At 72.4% G+C, this 18,479-nt stretch carries 19 protein-coding genes; 5 read left to right on the top strand and 14 right to left on the bottom strand.

From position 1 onward, the window contains the following. Positions 1-3: 3 nt before the first annotated feature. The 3 genes from HD601_RS05900 to cysS all read right to left on the bottom strand — a co-directional run bounded on the left by HD601_RS05900 (position 4) and on the right by cysS (position 3,659). The gene (locus tag HD601_RS05900; protein WP_184820165.1) at positions 4-1,158 is read right to left on the bottom strand and encodes an acyl-CoA dehydrogenase family protein; all 1,155 of its coding nucleotides are present in this window, start codon (positions 1,156-1,158) and stop codon (positions 4-6) included. 72 nt (positions 1,159-1,230) lie between these two features. Further along, a complete protein-coding gene (rlmB, locus tag HD601_RS05905) occupies positions 1,231-2,211 on the bottom strand; it encodes a 23S rRNA (guanosine(2251)-2'-O)-methyltransferase RlmB (RefSeq protein WP_184820167.1) in 981 nt (326 codons plus the stop codon). After that, positions 2,211-3,659 carry a cysteine--tRNA ligase gene (gene cysS, locus HD601_RS05910; RefSeq protein WP_184820169.1) on the bottom strand — a complete coding sequence of 483 codons (1,449 nt, stop codon included), beginning with the start codon at positions 3,657-3,659 and terminating at the stop codon, positions 2,211-2,213. Before cysS ends, rlmB begins: the two co-directional genes overlap by 1 nt. Positions 3,660-3,756: 97 nt before the next feature. Between cysS and HD601_RS05915 the strand changes: the two genes are divergently transcribed. Next, entirely contained in the window at positions 3,757-4,464 is a 708-nt protein-coding gene (locus HD601_RS05915; protein ID WP_184820171.1) for a phosphatase PAP2 family protein, read from the top strand. On the opposite strand, the gene HD601_RS05920 is transcribed toward HD601_RS05915, so the two are convergent. Then, complete coding sequence (locus HD601_RS05920) at positions 4,403-5,395, bottom strand: aldo/keto reductase (RefSeq protein WP_184820173.1); 993 nt, start codon at positions 5,393-5,395, stop codon at positions 4,403-4,405. The genes HD601_RS05915 and HD601_RS05920 overlap by 62 nt on opposite strands. Continuing rightward, entirely contained in the window at positions 5,386-6,681 is a 1,296-nt protein-coding gene (locus HD601_RS05925) for an L-fuconate dehydratase (protein WP_184820175.1), read from the bottom strand. Before HD601_RS05925 ends, HD601_RS05920 begins: the two co-directional genes overlap by 10 nt. 145 nt (positions 6,682-6,826) lie before the next feature. Between HD601_RS05925 and HD601_RS05930 the strand changes: the two genes are divergently transcribed. Further along, on the top strand, positions 6,827-7,573 hold the full coding sequence (locus HD601_RS05930) for an SDR family oxidoreductase (RefSeq protein ID WP_184829494.1): 747 nt from the start codon (positions 6,827-6,829) through the stop codon (positions 7,571-7,573). A gap of 72 nt (positions 7,574-7,645) precedes the next feature. Next, a complete protein-coding gene (locus tag HD601_RS05935; RefSeq protein ID WP_221440579.1) occupies positions 7,646-8,875 on the top strand; it encodes a cation:proton antiporter domain-containing protein in 1,230 nt (409 codons plus the stop codon). Here HD601_RS05935 and ispF read toward each other — a convergent pair. From ispF to HD601_RS05950, 3 genes are read right to left on the bottom strand one after another with little or no spacing between them, the layout of a single operon-like run. Next, complete coding sequence (ispF, locus tag HD601_RS05940; RefSeq protein ID WP_184820176.1) at positions 8,811-9,299, bottom strand: 2-C-methyl-D-erythritol 2,4-cyclodiphosphate synthase; 489 nt, start codon at positions 9,297-9,299, stop codon at positions 8,811-8,813. The two genes, HD601_RS05935 and ispF, sit on opposite strands and share 65 nt — an antisense overlap. Further along, on the bottom strand, positions 9,296-9,976 hold the full coding sequence (ispD, locus tag HD601_RS05945; RefSeq protein WP_184820178.1) for a 2-C-methyl-D-erythritol 4-phosphate cytidylyltransferase: 681 nt from the start codon (positions 9,974-9,976) through the stop codon (positions 9,296-9,298). The genes ispF and ispD overlap by 4 nt, the downstream gene beginning before the upstream one ends. Before the next feature lie 32 nt (positions 9,977-10,008). Then, on the bottom strand, positions 10,009-10,491 hold the full coding sequence (locus HD601_RS05950; RefSeq protein WP_026877634.1) for a CarD family transcriptional regulator: 483 nt from the start codon (positions 10,489-10,491) through the stop codon (positions 10,009-10,011). Positions 10,492-10,796: 305 nt separating this feature from the next. Here HD601_RS05950 and HD601_RS05955 point away from each other — a divergent pair, with 305 nt between their 5' ends. Further along, complete coding sequence (locus HD601_RS05955; RefSeq protein WP_184820180.1) at positions 10,797-11,354, top strand: hypothetical protein; 558 nt, start codon at positions 10,797-10,799, stop codon at positions 11,352-11,354. 7 nt (positions 11,355-11,361) lie between these two features. Here the strand turns inward: HD601_RS05955 and HD601_RS35445 are convergent, their stop codons facing one another. Both HD601_RS35445 and HD601_RS35450 read right to left on the bottom strand, forming a co-directional pair. Then, positions 11,362-12,042: a response regulator transcription factor gene (locus tag HD601_RS35445; RefSeq protein WP_131987962.1), complete on the bottom strand. Its 681-nt coding sequence runs from the start codon at positions 12,040-12,042 to the stop codon at positions 11,362-11,364. Further along, positions 12,039-13,220, bottom strand: a complete 1,182-nt coding sequence (locus tag HD601_RS35450) for an ATP-binding protein (protein WP_184820182.1) — start codon at positions 13,218-13,220, stop codon at positions 12,039-12,041. Before HD601_RS35450 ends, HD601_RS35445 begins: the two co-directional genes overlap by 4 nt. A gap of 173 nt (positions 13,221-13,393) precedes the next feature. Between HD601_RS35450 and phoU the strand changes: the two genes are divergently transcribed. Further along, positions 13,394-14,071, top strand: coding sequence for a phosphate signaling complex protein PhoU (gene phoU, locus HD601_RS05970; protein WP_246400311.1), 678 nt, complete (start codon positions 13,394-13,396; stop codon positions 14,069-14,071). Between the two features lies 1 nt (position 14,072). Here phoU and HD601_RS05975 read toward each other — a convergent pair whose 3' ends face one another. From HD601_RS05975 to HD601_RS05990, 4 genes are read right to left on the bottom strand one after another with little or no spacing between them, the layout of a single operon-like run. Continuing rightward, positions 14,073-14,750 (bottom strand): FadR/GntR family transcriptional regulator, encoded by a 678-nt coding sequence (locus HD601_RS05975; RefSeq protein ID WP_184820184.1) that lies wholly within the window; start codon positions 14,748-14,750, stop codon positions 14,073-14,075. 49 nt (positions 14,751-14,799) lie between these two features. After that, entirely contained in the window at positions 14,800-15,828 is a 1,029-nt protein-coding gene (locus tag HD601_RS05980; protein WP_221440582.1) for an ABC transporter permease, read from the bottom strand. Beyond that, complete coding sequence (locus HD601_RS05985; protein ID WP_184820186.1) at positions 15,825-17,330, bottom strand: sugar ABC transporter ATP-binding protein; 1,506 nt, start codon at positions 17,328-17,330, stop codon at positions 15,825-15,827. Before HD601_RS05985 ends, HD601_RS05980 begins: the two co-directional genes overlap by 4 nt. Next, entirely contained in the window at positions 17,327-18,406 is a 1,080-nt protein-coding gene (locus HD601_RS05990) for a sugar ABC transporter substrate-binding protein (RefSeq protein WP_184820188.1), read from the bottom strand. The genes HD601_RS05985 and HD601_RS05990 overlap by 4 nt, the downstream gene beginning before the upstream one ends. Positions 18,407-18,479 lie beyond the last annotated feature (73 nt).

Genomic DNA, 18,479 nt, shown 5'->3' on the forward strand with positions numbered 1-18,479 from the left:
TGGCTACCGGCCGCCCGGCGGGCGGAGCATGCGCGCGATGACCAGCCGCTGGATCTGGTTGGTGCCCTCGAAGATCTGCATGACCTTCGCCTCGCGGAAGTACCGCTCGGCCGGGTGGTCGCGGGTGTACCCGGCGCCGCCGAGCACCTGGACGGCGTCGGTGGTGACCCGCATGGCGTTGTCGGTGGCCACCAGCTTCGCCACCGACGCCTGGTGGCGGAACGGCAGGGCGGCGTCGCGGCGGCGGGCGGCCACGATGTACAGCGCGCGGGCGCTCTCGACCGCCGCGGCCATGTCGGCCAGCAGGAAGCCCAGGCCCTGGTGGTCGATGATCGGCTTGCCGAACTGCTCGCGCTCGCGGGCGTAGACGACCGCCGTCTCCAGCGCCGCCTGGCCCAGGCCGGTCGCGATGGCGGCGATGCCGAGCCGGCCGGAGTTCAGCGCCTCGAGCGCCATGCCGAAGCCGTCGCCCTCGCGGCCGATGCGCCGCTCGGCCGGCACCCGGACGCCGTCGAGGTTGAGGATGGTCGTCGGCGAGCCGGTGAGCCCCATCTTCCGCTCCGGCGCGCCGAACGACAGCCCCGGAGTGTCGGCCGGGATCAGGAAGCACGAGATGCCGTGCGAGCCGTCGTCGGACGTCCGGGCGAAGACGGTGTAGAAGTCGGCGACGCCGCCGTGGGTGATCCAGGCCTTGGTGCCGGTGAGCACGTAGCCGTCGCCGTCGCGCACCGCCCGGGTGCTGATGGCCGCCGCGTCGGACCCCGCCTGCGGCTCGGACAGGCAGTACGCGCCGAGCAGGTCGCCGCCGATGAGGTCGGGCAGCCATCGCTTGCGCTGCTCGAGCGTGCCGTGGCTGGCGAGCGGCCAGCACGACAGCGAGTGCACGCTGACGGTGAGGGCGACGGTGGCCCAGCGCTCGGCCAGCTCCTCGAGGACCTGCAGATAGACCTCGTAGGGCTGACCCCCGCCGCCGTAGACCTCTTCGTACGGAAGACCGAGCAGGCCGACCCGGCCGAGCGTGCGGACCAGTTCGCGCGGGTACTCACCCGCCTCCTCGGCGGCCGCGGCTCTGGGCCGCAGCTCGCGCTCGGCGATGTCGCGAACCAGGCCGATCAGGTCTTCGGCCTCGGGCGTGGGCAGCATGCGCTCCACGGACACGTCCGGATACCTCCGCGCTCGGCGCCGTGTCCGGGGATCGCCCGGGCGACGGCGTCAGTGGACGGCCGTAGCCTACCGTGGCCCGCCTGCGGACCGGGCCCGGGTGATCTCGTAGAGCGCCACCCCGGCCGCCACCCCGGCGTTCAGCGACTCGACGCTGCTCACGATGGGGATGCGGACCACCAGGTCGCAGGTCTCGGTGACGATGCGCGACATGCCGGCGCCCTCGGACCCGACCACCAGGCAGACCGGCTGGTCCAGCGCGCGGGCCTCGGCGATGTCGGTCTCGCCGGCACCGTCGAGGCCGATGACGAACAGCCCGGCGTCCTGGTACGCGCGCAGTGCCCGGGCCAGGTTGGTGGCCTTGGCGACGGGAGTGCGCGCGGCCGCGCCGGCCGACGTCTTCCAGGCGCCCGCCGTCATGCCGGCGCTGCGCCGTTCGGGCACCACGACGCCGTGCGCACCGAACGCGGCCGCCGAGCGGACGACGGCGCCGAGGTTGCGAGGGTCGGTGACGCCGTCGAGCGCGACGATCAGCGGTACCTCGCCGGCGTCGAACGCGGCCGCGACGAGGTCGGCGGGATCGGCGTACTCGTACGGCGGCAGCGTCAGCGCCACGCCCTGGTGGACGGCGCCGCCGGTGACGCGGTCGAGCTCGGAGCGCGGCGCCTCGAGCAGCGGCAGCCCGCGCTCGGCGGAGATCTTCAGGATCTCGCGGACGCGGTCGTCGCTGTCGATGCGCTCGGCCACGTACAGCGCCTTGACCGGCACGGCGGCCCGCAGCGCCTCGACGACGGCGTTGCGCCCGGCGACGGTCTCAGCGGCGCCGGGCCTGCCGGTGCCGGAGCCGCCACGGCCCCCGCCGGACCGCTCGGCCGCCCTGCGTTCCGCGGCCGCCTTGCGGGCGGCCGGGTGCGCGGGGCGGTCCTCGGCCTTCGGCGTGGGGCCCTTGCCCTTGAGCGCCTTGCGCCGCTGGCCGCCGGAGCCGACGACCATGCCCTTCTTCGTGCCCGTCTTGCGCATGGCGCCGCGGCGCTGGGAGTTGCCGGCCATCAGGGGGTGCCTCCGAGGTCTCCGGGTTCGTCCGCCAGCTGCCAGCGGGTGCCGTCAGGGTTGTCCTCGACGACGATGCCGGCGGCCTTGAGGCGGTCGCGCAGGGCGTCGGCCGTGGCGAAGTCGCGGTTCTCGCGCGCCTGCTGGCGCTGCTCGAGCACCGTCTGGACGAGGACGTCGACGGCGCCGCGCAGGCGGTCGCCGCCACTGCCGACCGTCCCGAGGCCCAGCCAGGGCTCGGCGAGGGGGTCCAGCCCCAGCACGCCCAGCATGGCCCGCACGGACGCGAGGTTGGACCGCAGCTCGACCCGCTCGCCCGACGTGAGCAGCGTGTTGCCCTCGCGGACGGTGTCGAACAGGACGGCCAGCGCCTGCGGCACGGAGAGGTCGTCGTCCATGGCCGCCCGGAACGCCGCGGGCACGTCGGCCGCGGGCTTGACGTCGGTGGTCACCTCGGTGGCGCGCACCACGTAGCCCTCGATGCGCCGGAACGCGGCGGCCGCCTCGGCCAGGGCGTCCTCGGAGAACTCGACGTGGCTGCGGTAGTGCGGCGCGGCGAGGTAGTAGCGCAGCTCGATGGGGCGGATGCGCTGGACGACGTCGGCGACGAGCAGGGAATTGCCCAGCGACTTGCTCATCTTCTCGCCGGCCGTGGTGACCCAGCCGTTGTGCATCCAGTACCGGACGAACGGATGCCCGGCCGCACGCGACTGGGCGAGCTCGTTCTCGTGGTGCGGGAAGCGCAGGTCGATGCCGCCGCCGTGGATGTCGAACTCCTCGCCCAGGTACTTGCCGGCCATGGCCGAGCATTCGAGGTGCCAGCCGGGGCGGCCGCGGCCGAACGGCGCCGGCCAGGAGGCGGTCTCGGGCTCGCCCGGCTTGTGCCCCTTCCAGAGCGCGAAGTCGCGGGGGTCGCGCTTGCCGCGGGGGTCGGCGTCGGTGGCCGGCTCCATCTCGTCGATCTTCTGGCCGGACAGCTCGCCGTAGGAGGGCCACGACCGCACGTCGAAGTAGACGTCGCCGGAGCCGTCCTCGGCCGCGTAGGCGTGCCCGCGCTCGATGAGCAGCTCCATGAGCTCGATCATCTCGGGGATGTGCCCGGTGGCCCGCGGCTGGTAGGTGGCCGGCAGGCAGCCCAGCACCTCATAGGCGGCGTCGAGCGCGCGCTCGTTCTCATACGCCCACGCCCACCACGGCCGGCCCGACTCGGCGGACTTCGTGAGGATCTTGTCGTCGATGTCGGTGACGTTGGCGACGATGGTGACCTCGTGGCCGTTGTGCTCGAACCAGCGCCGCAGCACGTCGAATACCACTTCCTTGCGGATGTGGCCAATGTGCGGGGGTCCCTGCACGGTCAGCCCACAGTGGTAGATCCCGACCTTGCCCGGTGTGACGGGCACGAAGTCGCGGATCTCACTGCTGGCGGTGTCGTACAGGCGAAGACTCACCGGACAAGGGTAGCCACTCCGCGGCCCCTCCACGGCCGCCCGGACGACGTCGCCGTTCCCCGATCGGTGCCCTGATGGGGAACAATGAACGCAGACCATGGTGACCGACGACGTTCCGACCCGAGTGTCCACCCGGCGTGAATGGCCGTGGTGGGCTCCGTCGGTGTCGGCCGGCCTGGTCAGCGCCGCCCTGCTCGGCCTCATGACCTGGCAGGTCCTCGAACGCGGCTGGTTCATCGCCTGGGACTGGAGTTTCCACGCCCACGTCGACGTCCGCCAGCCCGACGGCATCACCAAGACCCTGCTCGACGCCCTGGCCAGCCTCGGCGGGCAGCGCCTCTACACCCTGCCCATCATCGCCGCCGTCGGCCTGTACGTCGCGTACCAGCAGCGCCGGGTCCGCGTCCTGGTCGCCATCGTGGCCGGGCTGGCCACCGTCCTGTTCATCGGCTACTGGATCAAGTTCGGGCTGGGGCGCACACCGCCGGCCAGCGGCCAGGACGTCCTGCACGGCGTCGGCCAGGCGTTCCCGTCCGGGCACACCGCCAACGCCACGCTCACCTGGTTCCTGCTGGTCGTGGTGCTGTTCGGCGCGCGGGGGCTGAAGCCCGACCGCGTCCGCTTCCGCCGCTACCTCTGGGTGGCCGCGGCCGGGGTGCTGGTCACCGGGTTCCTCATGACCGCCCTCGACTACCACTGGCTCAGCGACATCCCCGGCGGCTTCGCGCTGGGGCTGCTGGCGCTCATGGTGTCGGTGACGGTGCTGAGGGCGCCGGCCGTGCGCTGGCCCCGCCGGCGGGGATGAGCCCGCGCTCCTCGAGGTCGGCCCACAGCCGCTCGGGGACGGCGGTGTCGAGCCGGACCGCGTTCTGCGCGGCCTCGGCGGGGCTGCGCATGCCGACGACGGCGGAGGCGACGAGCGGGTGGCGCAGCGGGTAGTGCAGCGCGGCCTGCGGGAGGGTGACGCCGTGGTGCGCGCAGACGGCGGCCAGCTCGCGGGCCCGGTCGAGGATGCGCGGCGGGACTGGTCCGTACTCGTACGTGCCGCCCGGGTCCGGGACGTCGGTGGCCAGCAGGCCGGAGTTGTAGATGCCGGCGGCGACGACGGCGACAGCTGCGGTCTCGCAGGCGGGGAAGAGCTCGTCGAGCGCAGGCTGCTCGAGGAGGGTGAAACGGCCGGCGACCATGACGGCGTCCAGGCCACCGTTGTCGACGAGGGTGGTGAGGGCTGCCGCGTCCTTCGAGCCGACCCCGACGGCGGTGATGGCGCCCTCGTCGCGCAGCTCGATCAGCGCGGGGATCGCGGTAGCCAGGGCGTCGGGCATGCGGTCCTCGGGGTCGTGCAGGTAGAGCAGGTCGACCCGGTCCAGGCCGAGGCGGGTGAGGGAGTCGTCGAGGCTGCGCCGGATGCCGTCGCGGGTGTAGTCCCAGACGCGGCGGTGTGTGGCCGGGTTGGCGAACCCGTCGTCGACGTCGGTCCGGCCCGAGTCGTCGGGGACGAGCAGCCGCCCGGCCTTGGTCGACACCAGGTACTCGTGGCGCGGCCGGCCGGCGAGCGCACGGCCGAGACGCCGTTCGGAGAGGCCGAGGCCGTAGTGGGGTGCGGTGTCGAAGTAGCGCACCCCCGCATCCCAGGCCGCATCGACGGTCGCGGCCGCGGTGTCGTCGTCGACCGGCGTGTAGAGGCCGGCGATCGGTGCGGCGCCGAAGCCCAAGCGGCTGAGCGTCAGCGCCACACGGCACCGTCCGGGAACCGGTGCGCCTCGATGGAGGGGACCAGGATCTCCGTGCCCGCTCCGGGCTTCTCCGGCGCGAGGTAGCGGCCGTTCTCGATGCGGACGGGGTCGGCGAAGTGTTCGTGCAGGTGGTCGACGTACTCGATGACCCGGTCGTCGAGCGACCCGCTCACCGCGACGTAGTCGGCCATCGCGAGATGCTGCACCACCTCACACAGCCCGACCCCGCCAGCGTGCGGGCAGACCGGCACGCCGAACTTGGCCGCGAGCAGCAGAATCGCCAGGTTCTCGTTCACCCCGCCGACCCGGGTCGCGTCGATCTGCACGAACTGCGCCGCCCCGGCCTGCAGCAACTGCTTGAACACCACCCGGTTCGCCACGTGCTCACCCGTCGCCACCCGCACCGGCGCGATCCGCTGCGCGATCGCCGCGTGCCCGAGCACGTCGTCGGGGCTGGTCGGCTCCTCGACCCACCACGGATCGAACGGCGCCAGCTCCTTCACCCACCGCACCGCCTCGTCCACGCCCCAGCGCTGGTTGGCGTCGATCGCGATGCGGACGTCCGGCCCGCAGATGTCGCGGGCGATCCCCAGCCGGCGGACGTCGTCGTCGAGGTCACCGCCGACCTTCAGCTTGATCTGCGTGAACCCGGCCGCCAGCGCCTCACGCGTGAGCCGGGCGAGCTTGGCGTCGTCGTAGCCCAGCCAGCCCGGCGTCGTCGTGTACGCGGGGTAGCCCTCGGCGACCAGCCGGGCCGCCCGCTCGGCCTTCCCCGGCTCCGCGGCCTGCAGCAGGTGCAGCGCCTCGATGGGATCGAGCACGTCGGTGAGGTAGCGGAAGTCGACCAGGTCGACGATCTGCTCGGGCGAGAGGTCGGACAGGAGGCGCCACAGCGGCACGCCGACCCGCTTCGCCTTCAGGTCCCACAGCGCGTTCACGACCGCGCCGATCGCCATGTGCATGACGCCCTTCTCCGGCCCCAGCCAGCGCAGCTGCGAGTCGTGCACGAGCCGGCGCCAGGTGCTGCCGAAGTCGTCCAGCAGCGGCTCCAGCTGGCAGCCCACCAGCATCGGCCGCAGCGCGTCGATGGCCGCGACCTGCACGTCGTTGCCCCGGCCGATGGTGAACACGAACCCGTGCCCGGCCGGGCCGTCACCGTCGTCGGTCCGCACGACCACGTACGCCGCCGAGTAGTCCGGATCCGGGTTCATGGCATCGGACCCGTCCAGGAAGCGCGACGTCGGGAAGCGCAGGTCGAACGTCTCGAGAGCGGTGATCTGGCTCATGGCAACCCTTCTGGTCCACGGCACGACGCACAGAACATCGGATGTCTGTACCCACAGTGTGCCAGAAGGCACGCAAGGGGTTGTGGTCTGACCAGGGTGACATAGGATGTCTCGCGATCGGACGACGAGTGAGCGGGAGCGGGCGATGGGCGACTTCGACGGCCTGACGGCGGTGGTGACCGGCGGCGCGTCGGGCATCGGACTGGCCACGGCGCAACTGCTGGCCGCATCCGGCGCGAACGTGGCCATCCTCGACCGCAAGGTCGACGACGCACCATCCGGCCTCTACGCACTCGACTGCGACGTCACCGACTCCGACGCCGTCACCACCGCCGTGAACGCCGTCGCCGAGCACTTCGGCGGCCTCGACATCGTCGTCAACAACGCCGGCATCGGCGCCGCCGGCACCATCGCCGACAACCCCGACACCGAATGGCACCACGTCTTCGACGTCAACGTCCTCGGCATGGTCCGAGTGGCGCGCGCCGCCCTCCCCCACCTGCGCCGCTCCGAACACGCCGCCATCGTCAACGTCTGCTCCATCGCCGCCACCGCAGGCCTCCCCCAACGCGCCCTCTACTCCGCCACCAAAGGCGCCGTCCTCTCCCTCACCCAGGCCATGGCCGCCGACCACATCGGCGAGGGCATCCGCGTCAACGCCGTCAACCCCGGCACCGCCGACACCCCCTGGGTCGGCCGCCTCCTCGACGCCGCCCCCGACCCCGCCGCAGAACGCGCCGCCCTCGAAGCCCGCCAACCCACCGGCCGCCTCGTCCCGCCGGCCGACATCGCCCACGCCATCGCCTACCTCGCCGGCCCCCACTCCGGCTCCGTCACCGGCACCACCCTCGCCGTCGACGGCGGCATGCAAGGCCTGCGCCTGCGCAAATAGGCCGCTCACGGCCCGGCCAGAACGCCCGCCCCGCCCCTAGATTGGGCACATACGGGGCACAGGGGGTGGGCCGTGACCAGCGAGTCGTCGGTGATGCTGACCGTGGTCCTGGCGGTCGCCGTGCTGGCCCCGATCCTCGCCGACCGGCTCTCGCGGTTCGTCACGGTGCCGTCGGTCGTGCTGCAGATCGGGTTGGGCATCCTGATCGGGCCGGCCGTCCTCGACTGGGTGCGCGCGACCGGGGTCGTCGACGCGCTGTCGGATCTCGGGCTGGCCTTCCTCATGCTGCTGGCCGGCTACGAGCTGGAGTTCAAACGCATCCGCGGCGCACCGCTGCGGGCCGCGATCTGGGCGTGGTTCGCGTCGCTTGCGCTGGGTGTCGCGGCCGGCCTGCTGATCGCCGGGGTGACCGCCGGGCTGGTCGTCGGCCTGGCCCTGACCACGACGACCCTCGGCGCGATCCTGCCCATGCTCCGCGACCGCAACCTGGTGAAGACCGAGTTCGGGACCCGGTTCCTCGCCGTCGGGGCCATGGGCGAGTTCCTGCCGATTGTCGCCGTCGCCTTCGCGCTCAGCGGTGAGCGGCCTTCGCACACGACCCTCGTCCTGGTGCTGTTCGGCGCGGTGGCGACCACGGCCGCGGCGCTGGCCCGGCGCCCGCGGCACCCGGCCGTCGCCCGCCTGGTCACCGTGACACTGGGGACCAGCGCCCAGGTGGCGGTCCGGTTCTGCGTGCTGATCTCGGTCGCGATGGTGGCGCTCGCCGAGAGCCTGGACCTCGACCCGGTGATGGGCGCGTTCGCCTCCGGCGTCGTGATCCACCTGTTCCTCGACACCGGCGTCCCGCGCGAGTCCGACGAGGTGCTGAAGCGGCTCGAGGCCCTCGGGTTCGGCTTCTTCATCCCGATCTTCTTCATCATGAGCGGCGTGCGCTTCGACGTCGGCGCCCTGGGCGAGCCGGCGACGCTGGCGCTGCTCCCGGTGTTCCTCGTGCTCTTCCTCGCGGTGCGCGGAGCGCCGACGGCGCTGCTGCAGCGCCCCGCGCTCGGCACCCGGCCCGCGGTGGCGATGGGGCTGCTGGCGGCGACGGCACTGCCACTGCTCGTGGTCATCACCCGGATCGCGCAGGACGAGGGCGTCCTGTCGTCGGACCTCGCCAGCGCGCTGGTCGGCGCCGGGATGCTGTCGGTCCTGATCTTCCCGGCGGTGGCGCTGCGGCTGCTCGGCGCGGGCGGGATCAGCCCGGAGCGGGGTACACCAGCGCGGTCGCCAGCGCGGCCAGACCCTCACCCCGGCCCGTGAGCCCCAGCCCGTCGGTAGTGGTGCCGCTGACGCTGACGGGCGCGCCGACGGCCTCGGAGAGCACCGCCGCGGCCTCGTCGCGGCGGATGCCGATGCGCGGGCGGTTGCCGACGACCTGGACGGCGGCGTTGCCGATCTCGAGCGAGGCCGCGCGGACCAGCCGGGCGGTCTCGGTCAGCAGGGCGACGCCGGACGCGCCGGCCCACTCGGGCCGGTCGGTGCCGAAGACGGCGCCCAGGTCGCCGAGGCCGGCGGCGGAGAGCAGGGCGTCGCAGAGCGCGTGGGCGGCGACGTCGCCGTCGGAGTGGCCGACCGGGCCGGCCGGCTCGTCGGCCCAGTGCAGCCCGGCCACCCAGCAGGGCCGGCCGGGCTCGAGCCGGTGGACGTCGACGCCCAGGCCGGTGCGCGGGATCGGCGGCGTCATACGGCGGCCGCCCGCCGGGCGAGCACCGTCGAGGCGAGCAGGAGGTCCTGCGGCCGCGTGACCTTGAAGGCGTCGGCATGGCCGGCGACGACGTGGACGGGCAGGCCGAGCCGCTCGACCAGGGCGGCGTCGTCGGGGGCATCGGTGTCGCCGCGCTCGACGGCGGCGGCGTGCGCGCGCTCGATGACGGTGCGGGCGAAGCCCTGCGGGGTCTGGACGGCACGCAGCTCGGTGCGGTCCGGAGTGGCGGTGACCAGGCCGGCGCCGTCGACCACCTTGAGGGTGTCGACGACGGCGACCCCGGGAACGACGGCGTCGTGCCCGGCCAGGACGTCGGCGGCCACGTCGTCGTAGAGCGACGGCGGCGCCAGGCAGCGGGCCGCGTCGTGGATCAGGACGACGTCGGCGTCGGGCGGCAGCACGGCCAGGCCGTTGGCGACCGAGTGCTGCCGCGTGGCGCCGCCGGGCACGACGGTGTCCGCTCCGCTGAGGGCCGGGTCACCCTCGTACCCGTCGGGCGCCACCACGACGACGTGCGCGACCCGGGCGGACCGGGACGCGGCCTGCAGGGCATGCCAGATCAGGGGACGTCCGCCGACTTCGACGAACGCCTTGGGGCGCTCTTGGCCCAGCCGCTCGCCACGTCCGGCGGCGACCACGATGCACGCGACGCTCACGACGGGATCATGCCCCGAACGACGCGCGCGTGTCAGCCCGCGAGGACCTCGTCGAGCAGAGTCTCGGCCTTGTCCTCGTTCGTGTTCTCGGCCAGCGCCAGCTCGGAGACGAGCACCTGACGAGCCTTGGCCAGCATGCGCTTCTCGCCCGCGGAGAGACCGCGGTCACGCTCGCGGCGCCAGAGATCGCGCACGACCTCGGCCACCTTGATGACGTCGCCCGACGCCAGCTTCTCGAGGTTCGCCTTGTAGCGGCGCGACCAGTTGGTGGGCTCCTCGGTGTGCGGCATGCGCAGCACCTCGAAGACGCGGTCGAGCCCTTCCTGGTTGACGACATCGCGTACGCCGACGAGGTCGACGTTGTCAGCCGGGACGCGAACGGTCAGGTCACCTTGCGTGACCTTCAGGACGAGGTACTGACGTTCCTCTCCTTTGATGACGCGGGACTCGATGGCCTCGATGAGCGCGGCCCCGTGATGGGGGTAGACAACCGTTTCGCCGACCTTGAAAGTCATGTGTTCCTGTCCCCTTTCCCTCACCTATGGTAGCACGAATTTCTCGACTCCGATGAGCGTTTGTGCTGGTCAGCGCCAGTGGTGGGGGTTGACAAATCGCCATTCGCCGTGCTGCGGTCGGACGTCATACGCCGCGGGCGGCCGTTCCGTACTGTCCGTTTCGCCCTTTTCCAAGGTCGACGATCTTGATGTACCGCCAGGTAGGAGCGGGTGCCGGTGACCGGTCGCCCGGACGACGTGGGTAGCCTTGTCCGCGGTCTGTCCGCACTCCGTCCGCACTGGGCCCCGCTTTCGAGGAGCACGTGGTGAAGGTTGCTGTCCGGCGTCTACTTGTCGCCGTCGTCCCCGTCCTGCTGCTGGGCGCGGCCGGCTGCAGCATCCACGAGCAGACGCAGCGGTGGTACCCGGCCGACAACGGCGTCAACACCGAGGCCGGTGACATCGGCCTGCGCAACGTCCAGGTGATCTCCGACGGCGAGGGCACGGCCACCGTCGTCGCCACGCTCACCAACCGCGGCACCTCCGAGGACGAGCTCGTCGAGGTGCGCATCGGCGACGTCACCGCCGACCTCGCCGACGGCCCGGTCGAGATCCCGGTCAGCGGCATCGCCGACATCGGTCCCGAGGCCGACCGCGTCGACGGCTTCGACGTCGAGGCCGACCCCGGGCACACCGTGACGGTCGAGTTCCGCTTCGGCGCGGCGCCACGCACCACCGTCCACGCGCTCGTGCGGCCCGCCGAAGGTCAGTACGCCGAGGCGCTGCCGGCCGAGCCGCGCCGCCCCGCCGAGACCCCTGACGAGGACCAGCAGGGCGACGAGGGCCAGCAGGGCGACGAGCCCACGGACGAGCCCACCGAGTGAGGCGGGCTCAGGCCTCGAGCTTGTAGCCGAGCCCGCGGACCGTCAGCAGGTAGGTCGGCGCCGCGGGGTCGGGCTCGATCTTCGCGCGCAGGCGCTTCACGTGGACGTCGAGCGTCTTGGTGTCGCCCACGTAGTCGGCGCCCCAGATGCGGTCGATCAGCTGCGCCCGGGTCAGGACCCGGCCGGCGTTGCGCAGCAGCAGCTCGAGCAGCTCGAACTCCTTGAGCGGCAGCCGGACGGTGTCGCCGTTGACGGTGACCACGTGGCGGTCGACGTCCATGCGCACCGGGCCGGCGCCCAGGACGGCCTGGCTGGCCTCGGTCGGCTCCGTGCCGCGGCGCAGGACGGCACGGATGCGGGCGACCAGTTCGCGTGAGGAGAACGGCTTGGTGACGTAGTCGTCGGCGCCCAGCTCGAGGCCGACGACCTTGTCGACCTCGGAGTCCTTGGCGGTCAGCATGATGACCGGGACGTTGGAGCGCTGCCGCAGCTGGCGGCAGACCTCCGTCCCGGACAGGCCCGGCAGCATGAGGTCGAGCAGAACGAGGTCGGCTCCGCCCCTGTCGAACTCGTCGAGGGCGTCGTCGCCGGTGACGGAGACGGCGACCTCGAAGCCCTCCTTCCGGAGCATGTACGACAGAGCGTCGCTGAACGAATCCTCATCCTCGACGACGAGCACGCGGGTCACGGCGTCTCCTTACCAACTGGCGTCTCGAACGCGGACGGTTGCCCGGTTCGCTGCGGGTGCAGCGGCAGTCGCAGGGTGAAGGTGGACCCTGCTCCCTGCACGCTCCACACGCCTACCTCGCCGCCGTGGCTGGCGGCGATGTGCTTGACGATGGACAGTCCCAGGCCGGTGCCCCCGGTGGCCCGGGAACGCGCGGGATCGACGCGGTAGAACCGCTCGAAGATGCGGTCCAGCTCGCTCTCGGCGATGCCGAACCCCTGGTCGGTGACGCTGACCTCGACGAGGTCGTCGCGACGGCGTACTCCGACGGCCACGCGGGTATTGGGAGGGCTGTAGTTCACCGCGTTCTCGACGAGGTTGCCCAGTGCGATGACCAGCTGCTCGATGTTGCCCAGGACCTGCAGTCCCGGCGTGCCGCCGGAGGTGAGCCGGATCTTGTGCTTCTCGGCCTCGACCCGGCTGCGGTCGAGGGCGGCCTCGACCACGCTGTCGACGTCGACGGACTCGGGCGAGGCGACGGGGTCGTCGTACTGCAGCCGCGAGAGGTCGATGATCTCCTGCACCAGCCGCGTGAGCCGGGCCCCCTCGCGCTGCATGCGCTCGGCGAAGCGCTGGACCGCCTCGGGGTCGTCCTTGGCGTCCTCGACCGCCTCGGCGAGCAGCAGCAGCGCGCCGACGGGGGTCTTCAGCTCGTGCGAGACGTTGGCGACGAAGTCGCGGCGGACCTCGTCGACGCGGATCTCGTGCGTGCGGTCCTCGACCAGTGCCAGCAGCAGCTTGCTGTTGAGCGGGGCCACCCGGGCCGACACGTACAGCGTCTGGGTGGTGTCGCGCGAGCGCGGGATCTCGAGCTGGACCTCGCGGATCTGGCCGTCGCGGCGCACCCGCTCGGTCAGCTCGACCAGCTCGGGGACGGCGACGCGGTCGTGGCGGACCAGGCCGAAGGCGTACGCCGACGGGCTGGCCTTGACGACGTCGAGCGCGCTGTCGAGGACGATGGCGCTGGAGCGCAGCACCGACAGCACCTCGTCGACGCCTTCGGGCACACGGGACGTCCGCGGGGGTTCGGGCGGGTGCTGGGCGCGCTCACTGGCTTTGAACGCCAGGCCCGCCGCGAGGCCGACCGCTGCGCCGACACACGCGGCCAGCGCTCCGGCTGTCACGGCATCCACATCCACCGATGGTATGTGCCACAGCGGAGTTCATCTCCACTTCAAGACACTTCACGCCGCGGTTTCGGCAGCTTGTTCACCCAGACTTCGGGGGGCGTTCACCTTGTGGCGATGCTCGTCCACCAAATGCACCTACGCTGATCAGACGGGAGCAACCTGCCCGCCCCCCAGTGAACAGGATGACGACGCCAATGCGTGAGGCCTACCACGAGCAGCTGGACGAGGTCAACGGCCGGCTGATCGGCATGATCCGCAAGACCGGTGAGCTGATGGGTCTTGCCACCAAGGCGCTGCTCGAGGCCGACCTCGACGCGGCCGAGCAGGCCATGGCCTCCGACTCCAGCATCAACCGCGACCAGCTCGAGATCGACGAGCAGGTGCTCGAGCTCATGGCCACCCAGGGGCCGGTGGCCTCCGAGCTGCGCATCGTCACCTCCGCCATGCGCACCACGTCCGACGCCGAGCGCATGGGCGACCTCGCCGTCCACGTCGCCAAGGTCGCGCGCATGCGCTACCCCGACCACGCCGTGCCCGACGAGCTGCGCGACACCTTCGCCGCCATGGGCAAGGCGGCCTGCGAGATGTCCGGCAAGGCCGTCGAGGTGCTGCGCACCCGCGACCTCGACGCCGCCGCCGAACTCGCCCAGGACGACAACGAGATGGACCACCTGCACCGGTCGCTGTTCGCCAGGCTCCTCGACGACCAGTGGGACCGCGGCGTCGAGGCGGCCGTCGACATCGCGCTGCTGGGCCGCTACTACGAGCGCTTCGCCGACCACGCCGTGCACATCGCCATCAACGTCCGCTACCTCGTCACCGGCGAGATCGAGTGGGCCGACAGCACCGCCGGCCACTGAGCTAGGCCGTCAGCGCCTCGCGCAGCCACTGCTCGACCCCGGCGACGTGCACCGTCGCCCAGGACCGGGCCACGTCGGGCTGGCGGGCCCGGATCGCCTCGACGATGGCGCGGTGCTCGGCCAGGGTGCGCGCCACCGCCGCCTCCTGGGTCAGGCCGCGCCAGACCCGGGCCCGGTGCGTCGGCCCGGACAGGCTCTCGACCAGCGAGCAGAGCACCGGGTTGCCGGAGCCCTCGGCGATGAGCCGGTGGAACTCGAGGTCGCTGGTGACCAGCTCCTCGACGCCGGTGTCGGGGCCAAGGGGCGCCATGATCTGCTCGAGCTTCTGGATGGCGTCGTCGGTCATCTGCACGGCCGCCATGGCCGCGGCGGCCGGCTCGATGATGCGGCGCACCTCGAGGAAGTGCAGGACGGTGTCGTCGCGGTGGAAGTCGACGACGAACGCCATGGCGTCGAGCAGCAGGTTGGGCGACAGGCTGGTGACGTAGGTGCCGTCGCCCTGCCGCACGTCGAGCACGTGGATCAGCGACAGCGCGCGGACCGCCTCGCGCAGTGAGCTGCGCGAGAGCCCCAGCCGTTCGGCGAGGTCGGCCTCGCGCGGCAGCCGGTCGCCCGGGCTCAGCTCCCCGCTGACGATCATCTGCTTGATCTTCTCGATCGCGACGTCGGTCACTGCCATGCGTCGTTCCCCCTTGCGGCCCTGACCGGACTATACGCGCGCGGCCCGGTCAATCCTGGGCCCTGCCGGTAGTGAGCCGGGCCAGCACCAGGGCGGCCAGGATGATGCCTCCGTAGATGGCCTGGATCCACTGGGCCGACACGCCGCCGAGGGTCAGGATGTTGGTCACCAGGCCCAGGACGAGCACGCCGCAGAGCGCGCCGAACACCGTCCCCTTGCCGCCGGACAGCGCCACCCCGCCGATGACCGCGGCGGCGAACACGGTGAAGATCATGCCCTCGCCCTGTGCGGCGGCGACGGAGCCGAGCCGGCCGGTCATCAGCACGCCCGCCAGCGCCGCCAGCGTGCTGGCCGCGATGAGCGCGCCCCACACCACCCGGCCGACGCGGATTCCGCCGGCCCGGGCGGCGTCCTCGTTGCCGCCGACGGCGTACAACGCGCGGCCGGAGCGGAACGAGCCGAGGACGACCATGCCGATGGCGAACGCGGCCGCGCAGATCCACACCGACGCCGGCAGGCCGAGCCAGCGGGTCGAGCCGAGGTAGGTGAACGACTCCGGGATGTCGAAGAGGTTCTGCCCCTCGGTGATGCCGATCTGCAGGCCGCGCAGCACGATCAGCATGCCGAGCGTGACGATGAACGCCGACAGCCCGAACCGCACCACCAGCAGGCCGTTGAAGCAACCGATGAGCACGCCGGCCAGCAGGCAGAGCGGCAGCGCCGTCCAGGCCGGCAGCTCGGTGCCCAGGCCGTTGCTGGCCGCCGGGATGACCAGCGCGATCGCGATGGCCGGAGCCAGGCCGACGGTCGACTCCAGCGAGAGGTCCAGCCGGCCGGCGATGAGGATGAGCACCTCGGCGAGCACCAGCAGCGACAGCTCGGTCTGCTGCTGCAGCACGTTGATGAGGTTGCCGCTGGTCAGGAAGACCGGGTCGACGAGCGTCCCGATGACCAGCAGCACCACGATGGCCGGCACCAGGGCGAGGTCGCGGAGCCGGGCGAAGCGCAGCGACGGGCGCCGCGGCGTTCGCCCGCCCGGGCCGCCGGGCAGCTCGGTGGCGACGGTGGTCTCGGTCACGGTGCGACCCCTTCCGTAGCGGCGACCATCTCGTGGTCGGTCCAGCCGCGCGGCAGCTCGGTGCTGACGCGGCCGCGGAACATGACGACGACCCGGTCGCAGACGCGCAGGTCCTCGAGCTCGTCGGACACCAGCAGCACGGCCGTCCCGGCGCGGGCGGCGGCGTCGACGGTGGCCAGCAGCGACTCCTTGGCCCGCACGTCGACGCCGGCGGTCGGGTTGACCAGCACCAGCACGCGTGGGTCGGTGGCCAGGGCGCGGGCCATGACCACCTTCTGAGCGTTGCCGCCGGAGAGCCCGGCGACCGGCTGCTCCGGGCCGTCGGTCTTGATGTCCAGCTCGCCGATCATGCGCTCGGCGAACCGGCGCCGCCGGCGGGCGTCGATCCAGCCGAACCGGCCGAGCCGGTCGCCGATGGTGAGGCTGGCGTTCTCGGCCACCGACAGCAGCGGCACCAGCCCCTCGCGGTGACGGTCCTGCGGCACGTAGCCGACGCCGGCCCGCAGCGCCGCCGGGACGCTACCCGGCTTCGGCTTCCGCCCGGCCACCTCGACGGTGCCGGCCGACGGCGCGCGCAGGCCGGCCACGACCTCGGCGACCGGCGTCTTGCCGCTGCCGCCGATGCCGGTCAGGCCGACGACCTCGCCGGCCCGCACGGTCAGGTCGACGTCCTGGCAGTGCCCGTCGACGGTGAGGCCGCGGACCACCAGGCTCTCGCCGGCGGACGACGGGAGCCCGGGCCGGGCCTCGCGCGCCGTCGACCCGGCCGCCGCCTCGCCCGTCATCGCGTCGACCAGCCCGCGGTGGGTGATGTCGGCGACCGGCGTGGTGAGCACGTGCTGCGCGTCGCGGTACACCGTCACCGTGTGGCAGAGGCCGAAGACCTCCTCGAGGTGGTGCGAGATCATCAGGAACGTCACGCCCTGCGCCTGCAGCGCGCGGATGCGGTCGAACAGCCGCTCCACAGCCGGGCCGTCGAGCTGCGCCGTCGGCTCGTCGAGGATGACGAATCGGGCGCCGAACGACAGCGACCGCGCGATCTCGACCATCTGCCGCGCCTCGACGGACAGGTCGCGGGCGTGCGCCGCCGGGTCGACGCCGACGTCCCAGCGCTCCAGCACCTCGGCGGCGCGACGGCGCAGCGCCGGCCAGCGGATCGGCCGGCCCCGCTCGCTCTGCCGGTCGAGGAAGAGGTTCTCGGCCACGCTGAGGTCGAGGATGATCGTCGACTTCTGGTAGACGCAGGCGACGGCCTCGCGCCAGGCATCGCGGTCGGACAGCGACGGCGCCGGGCGTCCGCCGAACGCCAGCTCGCCCTCGTCCGGCGCCTGCAGCCCGGTGAGGATCGAGACCAGCGTCGACTTGCCCGCGCCGTTGCGCCCGACGAGACCGTGGATCTCGCCGGGCGCCACGACGATGCCGGCGCCGTCCAGCGCGGTGGTCGGCCCGTACCGCTTGACCAGGCCGCGCGCCGCGACGACGGGAGTGGTGGTGGTCGTCATTGCGTGATCTGGTTGCCCCAGAGCTCGGGGTCGTCGACGTTCTCGATGGTCACCAGCGGGGCGGGCAGCTGGTCCTCGAGCACCCCGGGCCGCACCTCGATGATGGTGCTGTCGTGGTCGGTCGGGCCGGGCTCGAACGTCTCGCCCTCGACGGCGGCCTTCGCGTAGAACAGCGCGTACTGCGCGTAGAGGTCGGCCGGCTGCGACACCGTCGCGTCGATGTGGCCCTCGCGGATCGCCTCGAACTCCTGCGGGATGCCGTCGTTGGACACGATGGTGATGTGGTTCGGGTCGTCGGGTGGCAGCAGCTTGCCCTGGTCGCGCAGCACCTGCAGCGTCGGCGCCAGGAACACGCCGCCGGCCTGCATGTAGATGCCGTTGATGTCCGGGTGCTGGGTGAGCCGGGTCTGCAGCGCCGCGGCGGCGGCAGCGCCCTCCCACTCCGTCGGCTCCTCGAACACCTCGATGTCGGGGAAGTTCGCCGCCATGCACTCGGCGAACGCCTCGGACCGGTCGCGGCCGTTGACCGACGACAGGGCACCCTGGAACTCGACCACCTTGCCGGTGCCGCCGAGCTGCTCGCCCAGGAACTGGCAGGCCTGCTCGCCGTAGGCGCGGTTGTCGGCCCGGACCACCATGAACACGTCGCCCTCGTCGGGGCGGGTGTCGACGGTGACGACGGGGACGCCGTCGTCGTTCAGCTGCTCGATGGTCGACGCGATGGCGCCGGTGTCCTGCGGGGCCATGACCACGGCCTCGGCGCCCTGGCTGGTCAGCGCCTGCACGTTCGCCACCAGCGCGGCGACGTCGTTCTGCGAGTTGGTGGGTTCCATGAGGTCGATGCCCAGCTCGTCGGCGAACTGCGGGACGTAGCTGGCGTAGGAGTTCCAGAAGTCGGAGTCGGAGCGGGGCAGGTCGAGGGCGATCGGGCCCACCGCGCCGTCACCGCCGCCGTCGCCGCCGGATCCGCCGTCGCCGCCCGTGCTCGCGGTGCCGCCGTCGTCGCTGCACGCGGCGAGCAGCAGGCTCGCCGCCGCCAGCGCGAGCACGACCCGGCCGGTCGTCGTGGTCCTCATCGTCGAGTCCTCCATGAGATCGTGCCTGGCGCTCCCGGTGACATCGGCGAAACATCCGATGTCTAGCCAGGGT

It is taken from the genome of Jiangella mangrovi (genome assembly GCF_014204975.1).
Taxonomy (GTDB): domain Bacteria; phylum Actinomycetota; class Actinomycetes; order Jiangellales; family Jiangellaceae; genus Jiangella; species Jiangella mangrovi.

Coding starts and splice junctions, on each gene's coding strand:
- rlmB (WP_184820167.1), bottom strand. CDS start 2,211: ATGGCCGGCAACTCCCAGCGCCGCGGCGCCATGCGCAAGACGGGCACG.
- HD601_RS05915 (WP_184820171.1), top strand. CDS start 3,757: ATGGTGACCGACGACGTTCCGACCCGAGTGTCCACCCGGCGTGAATGG.
- HD601_RS05925 (WP_184820175.1), bottom strand. CDS start 6,681: ATGAGCCAGATCACCGCTCTCGAGACGTTCGACCTGCGCTTCCCGACG.
- HD601_RS05930 (WP_184829494.1), top strand. CDS start 6,827: ATGGGCGACTTCGACGGCCTGACGGCGGTGGTGACCGGCGGCGCGTCG.
- ispF (WP_184820176.1), bottom strand. CDS start 9,299: ATGACGCCGCCGATCCCGCGCACCGGCCTGGGCGTCGACGTCCACCGG.
- HD601_RS05950 (WP_026877634.1), bottom strand. CDS start 10,491: ATGACTTTCAAGGTCGGCGAAACGGTTGTCTACCCCCATCACGGGGCC.
- phoU (WP_246400311.1), top strand. CDS start 13,394: ATGACGACGCCAATGCGTGAGGCCTACCACGAGCAGCTGGACGAGGTC.
- HD601_RS05975 (WP_184820184.1), bottom strand. CDS start 14,750: ATGGCAGTGACCGACGTCGCGATCGAGAAGATCAAGCAGATGATCGTC.
- HD601_RS05985 (WP_184820186.1), bottom strand. CDS start 17,330: ATGACGACCACCACCACTCCCGTCGTCGCGGCGCGCGGCCTGGTCAAG.
- HD601_RS05990 (WP_184820188.1), bottom strand. CDS start 18,406: ATGAGGACCACGACGACCGGCCGGGTCGTGCTCGCGCTGGCGGCGGCG.